The organism is Pseudomonas yangonensis (genome assembly GCF_009932725.1).
GTDB lineage: Bacteria > Pseudomonadota > Gammaproteobacteria > Pseudomonadales > Pseudomonadaceae > Aquipseudomonas > Aquipseudomonas yangonensis.
Window position 1 is genome coordinate 90,761 of the sequence record NZ_BLJU01000007.1, and the last position, 14,491, is coordinate 105,251.

Below are 14,491 nucleotides of genomic sequence, written 5' to 3' on the forward strand. Positions count from 1 at the left end.
TACCTCATGATGGCGACGCAAGGTCGCGCATGATAGCGCCAGGTAACGGACGCGGCACGACCTGTCGAACGCAACGACAATGAACTTATGACGCTCTGCTCTTTCGAAAAAATGTAATGGCATTTTTCCCAAGGAGAACAACATGCAGAAAACACTCGCTTATGCCGTCATGCTAGCTGCCACCCTGGGCCTGGCTGCCTGTGACAAACCCTCCGAGAATGCCGCCGAAGACGCCCGTGAAGCGCAGTCCGAGGCGCAGGAGTCGCTGAACGAAGCGGCTGAGGAGCGTAACGAAGCGGCCCAGGAACGGGCCGAGGAGCAACGCCAACAAACTCCGGAGCCGATGCCAGCCCCTCAGAATGAATCGGGACAGCCGGCCACCCCATCTGCAGCGCCAGCCGAGCCGGCCAATCAGTAATCCGCACTGACTCAGCGCCGAACCCGCACCCACTGTGCGGGTTCGGTTTTTCTGCGCCTCGGAACTTCGCTTCGCTTGCTCGCTCCAAGTAGCACGGATGACGCCACATGCCATCATCCGCATCACACTTGGAGACGTAACCGTGCAAAAACCATTTACCTATGCCCTGCTGCTCGCGGCCATGTTAGGCCTGGCGGCTTGTGAACAATCCGCTGAAGACAAGATGGAGTCCGCCAAAGAGTCCGTTTCCGAAGCGGCCGAATCCATGGGTGAAGCAGCTGAGCAAGCCGGTGAAGCCATCGAACAGAAAACCGATGAAGTGATGGGCACCGAACCGACCACGGGCGAGAAGATCGAGGATGCCGCTGACGACGCTGCCGACGCGATCGACGACGCCGGTGACGAGATCAGTGACGCGGCCGAAGGCCGATAAGCCCCCTCTTCTTCGCTGGAACGACAAGGCCCGCTCGAAGCGGGCCTTGTCGTTTCTGCCAATCGCGTTTTACAGCGCCGAACTGAGCATGAGCAGCAGGCTGCAGGCCAGACCCACCACCCACACGAGACTGCGCTGCCAGTGCAGGTCCCACCAGTAGAACAGCAGATAAAGCACGCGGCTGACGACGAAGGTGATCGCCAGCGCGTCGATCAGAAAGCCGTAGGTTTGCGTGGTGTGCGCCATCAACACGCCAGCCGCGAACAAGGGAAATGCCTCGATGCTGTTGAGATGGGCGGCCAGGGCACGGGCACCGAACCCGGTCAGGCGCGCCTGCTGCGCACGCGGATGATGATTGTCATAGCGCCCGCCGCCCTCTTCGGCCATGGCTTTGGCCAGCGGCGCCTTGGCGATGAAGATCAACAAGGCGCTGATGAACACGCACCAGAACGGAATGCTCATTCACTCTTCTCCTTGGCCACCTCGGCGGCCGGCGTTGGGGTATAGACCATCACTTCCAGCACATCCGAATGAAACTCTCGGCGATACAGCACCAGCACCACACCGGCAGTCACCAGCATGAAGAACCAGGGGTTGATGAACCAGGCCAGTGTCGCCATACCGAAATAATAGGCGCGCAAGCCGAAGTTGAACTGGTTGGCGGCCATGGAAATCACGCGAGCCGTGCGCTCGCCGAAGGCCTTGCGTTCCTGCTCGGTCACGTGCCGCTCCCCTACCATCGGCGCCGAGCCCACCAGCACCGCTGCAAAGTTGTACTGGCGCATGCACCAACTGAAGGTGAAGAAGGCATAGACGAAGATGATACCCAGGCACAACAGCTTGATTTCCGACAGCCCACGACTGGCCTGCTGCACGAAGGGAATGTCGGCCAATAGCGACAGCGCACGGTCGGAGGCACCCAGCACGGTGAGAATACCGGCCAGGATGATCAGCGTGCTGGAGGCGAAGAACGACGCGTTGCGCTCGAGGTTGCCGATCACGTTGGCATCGGCGATGCGGTTGTCACGCAGCAGCATGCGGCGCATCCAGTCTTCACGGTACAGATGCAGGACGCTGGCAAGGCACGGGGTGGTTTGCGCCTTGACCGAAGCGTAGCGGGTATAGCCGCCCCAGCAGATGACGAACCAGAGTGCAGCCAGAATATGAGGCAGGTACGGATAGCTGTTGAGCATGCCAACTCCTTGTAAGACTGCTGCCGATTATAGCCAGCCGCCCCGTTTTCTTGCGCCACAAAAAAGGCCGCCTTGTGGGCAGCCTTGTTTGTTTCGCTCAGGAGTTAAGCCGTGGCGCTCTGGCGCAGGCCGAGGATGCGATCCAGCACCACCACCACGGCCAGGGTTACCGCCACCGGCACCAGCCAGCCCAGGCTCTGACCGGCCAGCGGCAATTGTCCGAACCAGGCGGGAACCTTGTCTGCCCAAGGGGTCGCGGCAACACCGTCGGCAATACCGAAGACCAGCGTAACGGCCATCACCGGCATGAACACCAGCGCCTGGGAAAGCCACAGACGATTGGCCAGGCTCAGGGCAACCAGAACGATGGCCAGCGGATACAGACCGACCAGCACCGGAATGGAGAAACTGATCAGCTGGGTCAGGCCCTGATTGGCCACGCCCAGGCTGAACAGCCCAAAGACGATCACCACGCTGCGATAGGACACCGGCAGCAGTTTGCTGAAGAACTCGCCACAGGCGGTCAGCAGGCCAACCGCGGTGGTCAGGCATGCCAGGGTGATGACCACAGCCAACAGCAGGCTGCCAGTGGTACCGAAGGTGTGCTGCACATAGGTGGTCAGTACCTGCACACCGTTCTGCGCATCACCGGCGATACCCTGGCTGGTGGCGCCGAGGTAGAACAGCGCCAGATACACCAGCGACAGACCGATGGCGGCGATGATGCCGGCGATCACCGAGTAGCGGGTCACTAGCCCGGCATCGCTGATGCCGCGATCACGAATGGCGCTGGCGATGACGATACCGAAGACCAGTGCACCCAGGGTATCCATGGTCAGGTAACCCTGCAGGAAGCCCTGCACCAGCGGCGCCTCACGATAATTCTCGGCGACCACGCCGATCTCGCCGGCCGGAGCGAACAAGGCAGCGCCGCCCAGCACCAGCAACGCAGCCAGCAGTACCGGGGTGATGAACTTGCCGATGCGATCGACCAGTTGCCCCGGATTGAGAGAGAGGAACAACACCGCAGCGAAGTACACCAATGTGTAGATCAGCAGCGGCGTGCCTTCGTTACCGGTGAACGGCGCGATGCCCATCTCGAACGAAACCACAGCCGTGCGCGGCGTGGCGAACAGCGGGCCGATAGCCAGGTACACCGCTACCGCGAGGATGGCGCCGGCAATCCTGCCCAGGGGTGCTGTGAGCAGGTCCATGCCGCCGCCGACACGCGCCAAGGCCACAACGGTCAGCAGTGGCAGGCCGACGCCGGTCAACAGAAAGCCGAGCGCTGCGGGAAGCAGATTCTCGCCAGCCGCCAGACCGGCGCTGGGCGGAAAGATGATATTACCGGCGCCCAGAAACAGCGCAAAGGTCATAAAGCCGAGGGCCAGGAGGTCCGAGCCTTTCAAACGAGTCATAAGGGGAAATACCACAAGCAGGAAATCGAAGAGTTGCGGGAGGTTTCCTTGAGGGATTCGGGAAACGTCGCCCGAGCGTATGGCTCGAACCACTGCATGCATCGCCAGGCGCTTGTGGCGCCACGGACACGGTAAGCCGCGAATACTAACGAAAAGCGCTCTGCAGCAGCACAGTTGCGGGGCGAGCTGTCGAACTGGCGTAACTGCCTGTCGCATCGATAACAGTTGGCGCAAGGCCAATCGCACAATTCTTGCCTTCTCAACCTGCTCCTGGCCAGAAAAGCCGGCTTGCATAAAAGCGTCAGCAACAAAAAGGCCACCCGAAGGTGGCCTTTTTGCGAGGGTCAGAAACGCTTAGGCGTTCTTGACTTCCCAGCCGGTCAGCTCGGCCAGGGCCTTGCCGATGTCAGCCAGGGAACGCACGGTTTTCACACCCGCGTCCTGCAGTGCAGCGAACTTCTCGTCTGCAGTGCCCTTGCCGCCGGAGATGATGGCGCCAGCGTGGCCCATGCGCTTGCCGGGAGGAGCGGTCACACCAGCGATGTAGGAAACCACCGGCTTGGTGACGTTGGCCTTGATGAAGGCAGCCGCTTCTTCCTCCGCCGAACCGCCGATCTCACCGATCATGACGATCGCTTCGGTCTTCGGATCTTCCTGGAACAGCTTCAGGATGTCGATGAAGTTGGAACCCGGGATGGGATCACCGCCGATGCCCACGCAGGTGGACTGGCCGAAGCCGGCGTCGGTGGTCTGCTTCACGGCTTCGTAGGTCAGGGTGCCCGAACGGGACACGATGCCGACTTTGCCTGGCAGGTGGATGTGACCCGGCATGATGCCGATCTTGCACTCGCCGGGAGTGATCACGCCCGGGCAGTTCGGGCCGATCAGGCGTACGCCCAGTTCGTCGCACTTGACCTTGGCTTCCAGCATGTCGATGGTCGGGATGCCTTCGGTGATGCAGACGATCAGCTTGATGCCGCCGTTGGCCGCTTCCAGGATCGAGTCCTTGCAGAACGGAGCCGGAACGTAGATCACCGACGCTTCAGCGCCAGTGGCTTCCACGGCTTCCTTGACGGTGTTGAACACCGGCAGGCCCAGGTGAGTGCTGCCACCCTTGCCCGGAGTAACGCCGCCGACCATCTTGGTGCCGTAGGCGATGGCTTGTTCGCTGTGGAAGGTGCCCTGCGAGCCGGTGAAGCCCTGGCAGATGACCTTGGTGTCTTTGTTGATCAGGATGCTCATTACTTACCCTCCGCGGCCTTGACGACCTGCTGGGCAGCGTCGGTCAGGCTGGTTGCCGCGATGATGTTCAGACCGCTGTCAGCCAGGACCTTGGCGCCCAGCTCGGCGTTGTTACCTTCCAGGCGGACGACCACCGGGATCTTCACGCCGACTTCTTTCACGGCGCCGATGATGCCTTCGGCAATCATGTCGCAACGAACGATACCGCCGAAGATGTTCACCAGAACGGCTTTGACGTTGTCATCGGAGAGGATGATCTTGAACGCTTCGGTCACGCGCTCTTTGGTCGCGCCACCACCTACGTCGAGGAAGTTGGCCGGCTGACCGCCGTGCAGGTTGACGATGTCCATGGTGCCCATGGCCAGGCCGGCACCGTTGACCATGCAACCGATGTTGCCTTCCAGCGCAACGTAGTTCAGCTCCCACTTCTGCGCATGGGCTTCACGCGGATCGTCCTGGGACGGGTCGTGCATGGCGCGCAGCTTGGGCTGACGGTACATGGCGTTGGAGTCGATGTTGATCTTGGCATCCAGGCAGTGCAGGTTGCCGTCAGCCTTGATCACCAGCGGGTTCACTTCCAGCAGAGCCAGGTCGTAGTCCTGGAACAGCTTGGCCAGGCCAACGAAAATGTGGGTGAACTGCTTGACCTGATCACCTTCCAGACCCAGCTGGAAAGCCAGCTCGCGGCCCTGGTACGGCTGCGCGCCGACCAGCGGATCGACGGTGGCCTTGAGGATCTTCTCAGGGGTTTCGTGGGCCACTTTCTCGATGTCCACGCCACCTTCGGTGGAAGCCATGAACACGATGCGACGGCTGGAGCGGTCCACGACGGCGCCCAGGTACAGTTCCTTGGCGATGTCGGTGCAGGATTCGACCAGGATTTTGCTGACCGGCTGACCATTGGCGTCAGTCTGGTAGGTCACCAGACGCTTGCCCAGCCAATTGGCGGCGAAGGCCTTGGCGTCTTCTTTGCTCTTGACCAGCTTTACGCCACCGGCTTTGCCGCGGCCACCAGCGTGGACCTGAGCCTTGACGACCCACTCGCTGCCGCCGATCTTTTCGCAGGCTTCTGCGGCTTCTTCGGGGGTGTCTACCGCGAAGCCCTTGGATACGGGCAGGCCGTATTCAGCGAACAGCTGCTTACCCTGATACTCGTGAAGATTCATGCTTGTCTACCGTCTTCGTTTAGGTATTGCGCATTCGGCGCTGTACTTGTGATACCGCGCCACCTGTGACTGCCGAAGCAGTCCGCCGGGCCTTCCGCCGCGAGTCGAACTCGACGCGGGCCACCCGACGTGGTTCTGCTTGCAAACACCGCCGCAGCGATGGGGCGATTACGCGACGCCCCGCCTACCATGGCGGCTTACAACAATTTGTGTGGCTGGGCTGACGGCCCAGCCACTTCTGACGCTTAGCGCTTCTTGCGGTTGGCGATATGGATCGCGCCACCATTCACCGCCAGGGCAGCTTCGTGCAGCGCCTCGGACAGAGTCGGGTGGGAGAAGACCATCATGCCCAGGTCTTCGGCGCTGGTGCCGAATTCCATGCCGATCGCACCCTGCTGCACCAGTTCGGCAGCGCTTGGGCCGATCACGTGAACGCCCAGTACGCGGTCGGTGTTGGCGTCAGCGATGACCTTGACCAGACCACCGGTATCGTTGGCAGCCATGGCACGGCCGCTGGCAGCGAACGGGAAGGTGCCGACATTGACGGCAATGCCTTCGGCCTTGAGCTGCTGCTCGGTCTTGCCGACCCATGCGATTTCCGGGTGGGTGTAGATCACGGACGGGATCAGGTCGTAGTTCATCTGCGCCTTGTGGCCGGCGATGCGCTCGGCGACCATCACGCCCTCTTCCGACGCCTTGTGAGCCAGCATCATGCCGCGCACCACGTCACCGATGGCGTATACGCCCGGAACGCTGGTTTCGCACTGGTCGTTGACGAAGATGTAACCACGCTCGTCCAGATCCACGCCGCTATCGGCAGCCAGCAGATCGGTGGTCACCGGGCGACGGCCGACGGCCACGATCAGCTTGTCGAACACCATCTTCTGCTCGCCATTGGCATCGGTGAAGGTGACGGTCACCTGCTTCTTCTTGACTTCGGTAGCGGTGACGCGCGCGCCCAGGCGGATGTCCAGGCCCTGCTTGGTCAGGGTCTTCTGAGCTTCCTTGGCGATCTGCTCATCGGCGGCGGCAAGGAACTTGTCCATGGCTTCCAGCACGGTCACTTCGGCGCCCAGGCGGGCCCAGACCGAACCCAGCTCCAGACCAATCACGCCCGCACCGATCACACCCAGCTTCTTCGGCACGCTCTGGAATTCCAGGGCGCCGGTGGAATCGACGATCACGTCCTGATCGACCGGGGCCGGCGGGATCTCGACCGGCTTGGAACCGGAGGCGATGATCACGTGGGCGCCTTCGACCACCTGGGTCTTGCCGTCGGTACCGGTGACTTCGACCTGCTTGCCGGCCAGCAGCTTGCCGTGGCCTTCGAGCAGGGTCACGCCGTTGGCCTTGAACAGTGCGCCGATGCCGCCGGTCAGGTTCTTAACGATGTTGGCCTTGCGCCCGATCATCGCCGGAACGTCGATGGTGACGCCCTTGGCTTCGATGCCGTGCACGGCGAAGCCTTCCTTCGCCTCATGGTACTTCCAGGAGCTGTCCAGCAACGCCTTGGAGGGAATGCAGCCGACGTTCAGGCAGGTACCACCGAGAGCGATCTTGCCGTCCTTGCCCTGGTATTTCTCGATGCAGGCGGTCTTCAGACCGAGCTGCGCTGCTTTGATGGCGGCTACGTAGCCACCAGGGCCGGCACCGATGACTACCACGTCGAATTTCTGGGTCATAACGTATTCCTTCTCGAATAAACCGGACGGCCCTGAAAACAGGGCCGTCGTGGAGGAGACTGGCTTTTAGATTTCCAGCAGCAGGCGAGCCGGGTCTTCAAGCAAGTTCTTGATGGTCACCAGGAAGGTCACGGCTTCCTTACCATCGATCAGGCGATGGTCGTAAGACAGCGCCAGGTACATCATCGGACGAATCACCACCTGACCGTTGATGGCCATCGGACGCTGGATGATGTTGTGCATACCCAGGATCGCAGCCTGCGGCGGGTTGACGATCGGAGTCGACATCATCGAGCCGAAGGTACCACCGTTGGTGATGGTGAAGGTGCCGCCGGTCATTTCCTCGATCGACAGCTTGCCGTCGCGCGCCTTCTTGCCGAAGGTGGCGATGCCACTTTCGATTTCAGCCAGGCTCATCAGCTCGGCGTTACGCAGTACCGGAACTACCAGGCCACGGTCGCTGGAAACGGCAACGCCGATGTCCGCATAGCCATGGTAAACGATGTCGTTGCCGTCGATCGACGCGTTGACGGCCGGGAAGCGCTTCAGCGCCTCGGTAGCAGCCTTGACGAAGAACGACATGAAGCCCAGGCGCACGCCATTGTGGGACTTCTCGAACAGGTCCTTGTACTTCGAACGCAGCGCCATGACTTCGGTCATGTCCACTTCGTTGAAGGTGGTCAGCATGGCCATGGAAGACTGAGCTTCGACCAGGCGCTCGGCGATCTTGGCGCGCAGGCGGGTCATCGGCACACGCTTCTCGGTGCGATCGCCAGTGGCGACGACCGGAGCGGCAGCAGCCGGAGCAGCGGCTGGTTTGGCAGCGGCAGCCGGAGCGTTCTTCTTGGCTTCGACAGCAGCGACCACGTCTTCCTTGGTCACGCGGCCACCTTTACCGGTGCCGGCGATGCTGTTCGGGTCGATGCCGTTCTCTTCGGCCAGCTTGCGCGCGGCCGGCGAGAGGATGGCGTCGTCGCCTGCGGCGGCAGCCGGAGCAGCAGCCTCGGCTTGGGCTGGAGCAGCGGCGGCGGCCGGAGCGGCTGCCGGAGCAGCGGCGGCAGCGCCACCTTCGGTCAGCTTGCCCAGCAGCTCGTTGGAGAGAACGGTGTCGCCTTCGTTCTTGATGATTTCAGCCAGGACACCATCGGCCTCGGCCAGGACTTCGATCACCACCTTGTCGGTTTCGATGTCGACGATCAGCTCATCGCGCTTGACCGCTTCGCCCGGCTTCTTGTGCCAGGTGGCCACGGTGCCGTCGGCAACCGATTCCGGGAAGGTTGGGGCTTTGATCTCGATAGCCATTGTATGCGTTTCCTTAAATTCGGTTTTACCGCCAGGTGGCACCTGCCACCTGACGGATGAAGGCGTTAAACAGTAAAGGCGTCCTGCAGCAGTTTTTCCTGCTGCTCCGCGTGCATCGAGGCATAACCGCAAGCCGGCGCTGCCGACGCATCACGACCGGCGTACTCCAAGAACAACGACTTCTTGTGTGCGGTGGCGACACGACGCATGTGGTGCTGACTGCAGTACCAGGCGCCCTGGTTCATCGGCTCTTCCTGACACCAGACGATGTGCTTGAGGTTCTTGTACGGCGCCAGTGCTTCGGCCAGGTCGTCTTCCGGGAACGGATAGAGCTGCTCGATACGCACGATGGCGATGTCTTCGCGACCCTCGGCACGACGCTTCTCCAGCAGGTCGTAGTAAACCTTGCCGCTGCACAGGATCATGCGCTCGACCTTCTTCGGATCCAGCGAATCGATCTCGCCGATCACGGTCTGGAAGGAACCTTCGGCCAGATCTTCCAGGGTCGAGATGGCCAGTTTGTGACGCAGCAACGACTTCGGAGTCAGGACCACCAGCGGCTTGCGCAGCGGACGGATCACCTGGCGACGCAGCATGTGGTAGACCTGCGCCGGGGTGGTCGGCACGCAAACCTGCATGTTGTGCTCGGCGCACAGCTGCAGGTAGCGTTCCAGACGCGCCGAGCTGTGCTCAGGCCCCTGCCCTTCATAGCCATGCGGCAGCAGAACGGTCAGACCGCAGAGACGGCCCCACTTGGTCTCGCCGCTGGAGATGAACTGGTCGAATACCACCTGGGCGCCGTTGGCGAAGTCGCCGAACTGGGCTTCCCAGATCACCAGCGCATTCGGCGTGGTGGTGGCATAGCCGTATTCGAATGCCAGTACGGCTTCCTCGGAGAGGTAGGAATCGTACAGCTCGAACTTCGGCTGACCTTCGTACAGGTTCTTCAGCGGAACGTAGGTCGAGGCGTCCTTCTGATTATGCAGCACCGCATGACGGTGCGAGAAGGTGCCGCGCCCGATGTCCTGGCCGGTCATGCGGATCGGGTGACCCTCGACCAGCAGCGTGGCATAAGCCATGGTTTCGGCGAAGCCCCAGTTGATCGGCAAGCCGCCCGCACCCATCTTCTGACGGTCTTCGAGGATCTTCGCCACCTGACGCTGAACCAGGAAGCCTTCCGGAATTTCCAGCAGCTTGGAGGACAGATCCTGCAAGGTCTTCAGGTCGAAACGGGTATCGTGACGCGCGGTCCAGGCGTGGCCCAGGTACGGACGCCAGTCGACGAACAGTTCCTTGTTGGGCTCCTTGACCAAGCTCTTGACCACGTGCTGGCCGTTGTCCAGCGCAGTACGGTAGTCATCGATCTTGGCCTGCACGTCATCGCTGCTCAGCGAGCCAGCAGCAATCAGGGCGTCGGCGTACAGCTCACGAGTGGTGCGCTGCTTGGCGATCTGCTGATACATCAGCGGCTGGGTGCCGTTCGGCTCGTCAGCCTCGTTGTGGCCGCGGCGGCGGTAGCAGACCAGGTCGATGACCACGTCGCGCTTGTACTGCATGCGGTAATCGACGGCCAGCTGGGTGACGAACATCACGGCTTCCGGATCATCGCCATTCACGTGGAAGATCGGCGCCTGGATCATCTTGGCGACGTCGGTAGCGTACTCGGTGGAGCGCGCATCTTCCGGACGGCTGGTGGTGAAACCAACCTGGTTGTTGATCACGATGTGGATGGTACCGCCAGTCTTGTAGCCGCGAGTCTGCGACATCTGGAAGGTTTCCATGACCACGCCCTGACCGGCGAATGCCGCATCGCCGTGGATGGAGATCGGCAGCACCTTGTCGCCACTGGCGTCGTTGCGGCGATCCTGACGGGCACGTACCGAACCCTCGACCACCGGGGAAACGATTTCCAGGTGCGAGGGGTTGAACGCCAGCGCCAGGTGCACTTCGCCGCCGGCAGTCATGACGTTGGACGAGAAGCCCTGGTGGTACTTCACGTCACCGGAGGACAGCCCTTCGGTCTTCTTGCCTTCGAACTCGTCGAACAGGTCGCGCGGATTCTTTCCGAAGGTGTTGACCAGGACGTTCAGACGGCCACGGTGGGCCATGCCGATGACGATTTCCTTGGTGCCGTAGGAACCCGAACGCTGGATGATCTCGTCCAGCAGCGGAATCAGGCTTTCGCCGCCTTCCAGGCCGAAACGCTTGGTGCCCGGGTACTTGGTGCCCAGGTACTTTTCCAGACCTTCGGCAGCGGTAACGCGCTCGAGCACGTGCGCCTGCACCTCAGCGGAAAACTGCGGGCGACCGCGCACGCTTTCCAGGCGCTGGGCGAACCAGTTGCGCTGACCGGAATCGACGATATGGGTGAACTCGGCACCGATGGTGCGACAATATGTCTGCTGCAGCGCATCGCGGATTTCGCGTAGCGTTGCCTCCTCTTTGCCGATGTACAGCTCACCGGTGCGGAAAGTGGTGTCCAGATCCGCGTCGGTCAGGCCGTAGTGATTGATCGACAGGTCAGACGGCGCAGTGCGCACCCACAGACCCAGAGGGTCGAGCTGGGCGGCCTGATGGCCACGCATGCGGTAGGCCTGGATCAGACGCAGAACTTCCACCTGCTTCTTTTCGTGCTCGCTGCTGACGGCCCCGGCGGAAACCGGCTGGGCACGACGCGAATTCTTGGCGAGCAGGACGAAATGATCGCGAATGGTCGAATGCGACACGTCCGTTGCAGCGCTGCCGGTCGGCAACTTCTGGAAGTATGTGCGCCACTCTTCTGGCACAGCGTTGGGATCGTGCAGGTAGAGCTCGTAGAGCTCTTCCACGTAGGCAGCGTTGCCACCGGATAGGTGGGCACTGTCCCACATGCGCTGCATCACGCTTTCTTGCATGCTTGGTCACCCTCGGTAAGGGGACACCACCGGCGTGAATACCGCATGGCTCCAATCAAAGTCATGTTGCTGCGACTCGGATAAAGCCAATTGGGTTCCCGCAGATAGTCCGGGTACCAGCCCGGATGCCCCTGCTGGTCGTCATATTTTTCGAGTATGAGCCGCGGCTTTGTGGGCTGAGGCTCTGGCTTTACTGCGAGGCCGACCGAAGCCGGACTCGCAGGTGTTACAGGTATAGCAAGTCGCGAATCAGGTACCGCTCTGCAGCAGCATGTTACGCACGTGACCGATGGCCTTGGTCGGGTTCAGACCCTTGGGGCACACGTTCACGCAGTTCATGATGCCGCGGCAGCGGAACACGCTGAACGGATCGTCCAGCGATGCCAGACGTTCGGCGGTCTTGGTGTCACGGCTGTCGGCCAGGAAACGATAGGCCTGCAGCAGCGCAGCGGGACCGAGGAACTTGTCCGGATTCCACCAGAACGACGGGCAGCTGGTCGAGCAGCAAGCGCACAGAATGCACTCGTACAGACCGTCGAGCTTCTCGCGCTCTTCCGGCGACTGCAGGCGCTCGATGGCCGGTGCCGGCGTGTCGTTCTGCAGGAACGGCTGCACCTTCTCGTACTGCTTGTAGAAGATGCTCATGTCAACGACCAGGTCACGAATAACCGGCAGACCCGGCAGCGGACGGATTACCAGCTTGCCGCCTTTCAGCCCAGCTGCGGACAGCGGGGTGATGCAGGCCAGACCGTTCTTGCCGTTGATGTTCATACCGTCGGAGCCGCAAACGCCCTCACGGCAGGAGCGACGATAGGAGAAGCCTTCATCCTGTTCCTTGATCAGCGCCAGCACGTCCAGGACCATGATGTCCTTGCCGTTGGTGTCGATCTGGAAGTCCTGCATGAACGGAGCAGCGTCCTTCTCCGGGTTGTAGCGATAAACACTGACTTGCAACATATCAGTCACCCTTAATAAGTCCGAACCTTGGGTTCAAATGCCGGAACGGTCTTCGGCGCGAAGTTCACGTCACGCTTGGCTACGCGCTTCTCGCCCGGGAAGTACAGGGAGTGGCACAGCCAGTTCTGATCATCGCGCTCTTCGAAGTCTTCACGAGCGTGGGCGCCACGGGACTCTTTACGAGCCTCGGCCGCAACCGCGGTCGCTTCGGCGACTTCGAGCAGGTTTTGCAGTTCCAGCGCTTCGATACGCGCAGTGTTGAACGCCTGGCTCTTGTCGGAGATTTTCACCTTGGCGATACGCTCGCGCAGGTCGGCCAGTTGTTGGATGCCCTTCTGCATGTATTCGCCGGTACGGAATACACCGAAGTAGTTCTGCATGCACTGTTGCAGCTCGCGCTTGAGCGGCGCGACTTCTTCGCCAGTGCTGCGCTCGTTGACGCCGGCCAGGCGGGCCAGCGACTGCTCGATGTCGGTCTCGCTGGCGCCACGCACCTCGACACCTTCCTTGAGCGCTTTTTCCAGGTGCAGACCGGCAGCGCGGCCGAACACCACCAGGTCCAGCAGCGAGTTGCCGCCCAGACGGTTGGCACCGTGCACCGATACGCAGGCGACTTCACCCACGGCGAACAGACCTTCGATGATCTTGTCGTTGCCGTTGGCGTCCTGAGTGATGGCCTGGCCGTGAATGTTGGTGGCAACGCCGCCCATCATGTAGTGGCAGGTCGGGATGACCGGAACCGGCGCGACCACAGGGTCGACGTGGGCGAAGGTCTTGGACAGTTCGCAGATGCCCGGCAGGCGGCTGTGCAGCACTTCTTCACCGAGGTGATCGAGCTTGAGCAGCACGTGATCCTTGTTCGGGCCACAGCCGTTGCCGGCGATCACTTCCTTGACCATGGAACGGGCGACCACGTCACGACCGGCGAGGTCCTTGGCGTTCGGCGCGTAACGCTCCATGAAGCGTTCGCCATGGGCGTTGATCAGGTAACCACCCTCACCACGGCAGCCTTCGGTAACCAGTACACCGGCGCCGGCGATACCGGTCGGGTGGAACTGCCACATTTCGATGTCCTGCACCGGCACACCGGCACGCAGGGCCATGCCCACGCCGTCACCGGTGTTGATCAGGGCGTTGGTGGTGGAGGCATAGATACGACCGGCACCGCCAGTGGCCAGAACCACGGCCTTGGAGCGGATGTAGACGGTTTCGCCAGTCTCGATGCAGATGGCGATGATACCGACGATGGCGCCGTCCTGGTTCTTCACCAGGTCAACGGCGTACCACTCGTTGAGGAACGAGGTGCCGGCCTTCAGGTTGGCCTGGTACAGGGTGTGCAGCAGCGCGTGACCGGTACGGTCGGCGGCAGCGCAGGTACGGGCAGCCTGGGTCGGATTGTCCGGCCCCTTGGACTGACCACCGAACGGACGCTGATAGATGCGGCCCTGCTCGGTACGGGAGAACGGCAGACCCATGTGCTCGAGCTCGAACACGGCTTCCGGGCCGACGGAGCACATGTATTCGATAGCGTCCTGGTCACCGATGTAATCGGAGCCCTTGACGGTATCGTACATGTGCCAGCGCCAATCATCGTTCGGGTCGGCCGAGGCGATGGCGCAGGTAATGCCACCCTGAGCGGAGACGGTGTGCGAACGAGTCGGGAACACCTTGGTAACTACGGCAGTCTTGTGACCGCCCTGAGCCAGCTGCAGAGCAGCACGCATGCCGGCGCCGCCGCCACCCACGATGATGGCGTCATAGGAAAGAGTACGAATGCTAGCCATGA

Annotated in this window: 12 protein-coding genes; 2 read left to right on the forward strand and 10 right to left on the reverse strand. The window is 61.6% G+C overall.

Annotated features, from left to right (window positions below; all coding sequences use genetic code 11):
* The first annotated feature begins 142 nt into the window (after positions 1 to 142).
* Both GYB81_RS11815 and GYB81_RS11820 read left to right on the forward strand, forming a co-directional pair.
* A complete protein-coding gene (locus GYB81_RS11815; RefSeq protein ID WP_161865474.1) occupies positions 143 to 418 on the forward strand; it encodes a hypothetical protein in 276 nt (91 codons plus the stop codon).
* 97 nt (positions 419 to 515) lie between these two features.
* Complete coding sequence (locus tag GYB81_RS11820; RefSeq protein ID WP_233787560.1) at positions 516 to 851, forward strand: hypothetical protein; 336 nt, start codon at positions 516 to 518, stop codon at positions 849 to 851.
* Positions 852 to 920: 69 nt separating this feature from the next.
* Here the strand turns inward: GYB81_RS11820 and GYB81_RS11825 are convergent, their stop codons facing one another.
* The 10 genes from GYB81_RS11825 to sdhA all read right to left on the reverse strand — a co-directional run bounded on the left by GYB81_RS11825 (position 921) and on the right by sdhA (position 14,489).
* On the reverse strand, positions 921 to 1,313 hold the full coding sequence (locus GYB81_RS11825) for an MAPEG family protein (protein ID WP_161865473.1): 393 nt from the start codon (positions 1,311 to 1,313) through the stop codon (positions 921 to 923).
* A complete protein-coding gene (locus tag GYB81_RS11830; protein WP_161865472.1) occupies positions 1,310 to 2,044 on the reverse strand; it encodes a DUF599 domain-containing protein in 735 nt (244 codons plus the stop codon). Before GYB81_RS11830 ends, GYB81_RS11825 begins: the two co-directional genes overlap by 4 nt.
* A gap of 104 nt (positions 2,045 to 2,148) precedes the next feature.
* Positions 2,149 to 3,462 carry a branched-chain amino acid transport system II carrier protein gene (gene brnQ / locus GYB81_RS11835; RefSeq protein ID WP_161865471.1) on the reverse strand — a complete coding sequence of 438 codons (1,314 nt, stop codon included), beginning with the start codon at positions 3,460 to 3,462 and terminating at the stop codon, positions 2,149 to 2,151.
* 354 nt (positions 3,463 to 3,816) lie between these two features.
* A complete protein-coding gene (gene sucD / locus GYB81_RS11840; RefSeq protein WP_003240843.1) occupies positions 3,817 to 4,704 on the reverse strand; it encodes a succinate--CoA ligase subunit alpha in 888 nt (295 codons plus the stop codon).
* Positions 4,704 to 5,870 carry an ADP-forming succinate--CoA ligase subunit beta gene (gene sucC, locus GYB81_RS11845; protein ID WP_013715386.1) on the reverse strand — a complete coding sequence of 389 codons (1,167 nt, stop codon included), beginning with the start codon at positions 5,868 to 5,870 and terminating at the stop codon, positions 4,704 to 4,706. The genes sucD and sucC overlap by 1 nt, the downstream gene beginning before the upstream one ends.
* A 245-nt stretch (positions 5,871 to 6,115) precedes the next feature.
* Positions 6,116 to 7,552, reverse strand: coding sequence for a dihydrolipoyl dehydrogenase (lpdA, locus tag GYB81_RS11850; protein ID WP_161865470.1), 1,437 nt, complete (start codon positions 7,550 to 7,552; stop codon positions 6,116 to 6,118).
* Between the two features lie 66 nt (positions 7,553 to 7,618).
* Positions 7,619 to 8,854 carry a 2-oxoglutarate dehydrogenase complex dihydrolipoyllysine-residue succinyltransferase gene (gene odhB, locus GYB81_RS11855; protein ID WP_161865469.1) on the reverse strand — a complete coding sequence of 412 codons (1,236 nt, stop codon included), beginning with the start codon at positions 8,852 to 8,854 and terminating at the stop codon, positions 7,619 to 7,621.
* Between the two features lie 65 nt (positions 8,855 to 8,919).
* Positions 8,920 to 11,748, reverse strand: a complete 2,829-nt coding sequence (locus GYB81_RS11860; RefSeq protein WP_161865468.1) for a 2-oxoglutarate dehydrogenase E1 component — start codon at positions 11,746 to 11,748, stop codon at positions 8,920 to 8,922.
* Positions 11,749 to 11,997: 249 nt separating this feature from the next.
* Positions 11,998 to 12,705, reverse strand: coding sequence for a succinate dehydrogenase iron-sulfur subunit (locus GYB81_RS11865; RefSeq protein ID WP_161865467.1), 708 nt, complete (start codon positions 12,703 to 12,705; stop codon positions 11,998 to 12,000).
* An 11-nt stretch (positions 12,706 to 12,716) separates the two neighbouring features.
* Complete coding sequence (sdhA, locus tag GYB81_RS11870) at positions 12,717 to 14,489, reverse strand: succinate dehydrogenase flavoprotein subunit (RefSeq protein ID WP_161865466.1); 1,773 nt, start codon at positions 14,487 to 14,489, stop codon at positions 12,717 to 12,719.
* Between the last annotated feature and the right edge of the window lie 2 nt (positions 14,490 to 14,491).